Raw genomic sequence first — 1,166 nt, 5'->3', positions numbered from 1 at the left:
GTAGTGCAGAGTATCTTGAAATGTTTTCATTACCTTTGCGCATAAGTAATGAAAATCGGAACTGCTTGATTTTTTTCCAGCGATAATGAGAGGGGTTTTTGCCTCATCAATTAAAACGCTGTCAACTTCATCTATAATTGCAAAGTGATATGGACGCTGCACTTGATGCGCTTGAGATGATGCCATATTATCACGAAGATAATCAAAACCAAACTCAGTACCGATTCCATATGTAATATCAGCTTCATAAGCGTGTTTCTTATCGCTAGATTGCATTTGAGCAAGGTTTAATCCAACCGTTAGACCAAGAAATTCATGAACTTGACCAATTAGTTCCTTATCTCGTTTGGCTAAATAATCATTTACTGTAATAACATGGACACCTTTTTTCTCAAGAGCACGTACGTAAGTAGGTAAAGAGGAAACGAGTGTTTTCCCTTCTCCAGTAGGCATTTCGGCAATATTTCCTTCTAATAATACAAGGCCACCAATTAACTGTACATCGTAGTGACGAAGACCGAGTACCCGTCTTGCAGCCTCTCGAACGACAGCAAATGCTTCTATTTTTATATCGTCAACTGTTTTTCCGTTTTGTAACATAGTTTGAAAGGTAACAGTTTTTTGACGTAACTCATCATCTGATAATGTTTCCATTACAGATTCTAATTGATTAATATCATTCACAATTTGTTCGTAATTTTTAATCTTTCTTTTTTGTGAATCTCCCAATAACTTCTTGACCGAATTCAGCATTTTTGTAACACTCCTCTTACTGACAATAGATACATTATAGCATAGTTATACTAGAAAAAAGTAGAAATGGAAAGTGGTAGGGGGTTTGAGTAAAATCGTTTTTTGAGTAAGAATACTTGCGTTTTGTTATAAAAAAGAAAGTATWCAATATATAAGAAATTTGGTATGATAATTTAATGAGATAAAAGCAGTCTCTATATGTAGTAATAATATGTTTGAGAATATATGTATAAAAGAAAAGAGAAGGAACATGAATAAGAATTTTGTAAAAGGTGCAGCAATTTTAACAATTACAACTTTTTTGTCGAAATTGCTTGGAAGTTTCTTTCAAATTCCATTACAAAATATAGCAGGAGATGAAGTGCTTGGTATTTTTCGCCTCGTGTTTCCTGTATATATGATTGCTCTTACAT

Annotated in this window: 2 pseudogenes; one reads left to right on the top strand and one right to left on the bottom strand. The window is 33.5% G+C overall.

The annotated features are described in order from the left end of the window. Positions 1-753: pseudogene (secA2, locus tag AC1DTM_RS27580) on the bottom strand (accessory Sec system translocase SecA2); the annotation flags it as partial. A 250-nt stretch (positions 754-1,003) separates the two neighbouring features. Between secA2 and AC1DTM_RS27575 the strand changes: the two are divergent. Continuing rightward, positions 1,004-1,166: pseudogene (locus AC1DTM_RS27575) on the top strand (putative polysaccharide biosynthesis protein); the annotation flags it as partial.

Source organism: Bacillus sp. P4_D3 (assembly GCF_056401855.1).
Note: the sequence above shows the minus strand (reverse complement) of the source record. Positions and strands in the feature narration are given on the sequence as shown.